We start from the raw sequence: 233 nt of genomic DNA on the forward strand, positions 1-233 counted from the left end.
GCTGAGCGACGACACCGGCAGGGCGGGGGATAACCAGACCAACGACACTACGCCGGGCTTTGCCATTGCCACGGATAAAGACGCCGTGAGCGTGATGGTGAGCATCGACGGCGGCACCCCGGTGGCGGCAACGAAAGACGCGGCCGGTCAGTGGCATATCACGTCCGGCGAGCTGGCCGACGGTGACCACACCATCGTGGCCACCGTCACCGACCTCGCGGGCAACACCGCGG

1 protein-coding gene is annotated in these 233 nt (G+C 67.4%); it reads left to right on the forward strand.

Features of this window, described 5'->3' with window-relative positions:
• The coding region (locus FHD02_RS24225; RefSeq protein ID WP_220394397.1) for an Ig-like domain-containing protein at positions 1 to 233 on the forward strand (233 nt) is incomplete at both ends.

Source organism: Citrobacter sp. EC_71 (assembly GCF_019584005.1).
In the GTDB taxonomy this organism is placed as follows: domain Bacteria; phylum Pseudomonadota; class Gammaproteobacteria; order Enterobacterales; family Enterobacteriaceae; genus Citrobacter; species Citrobacter werkmanii.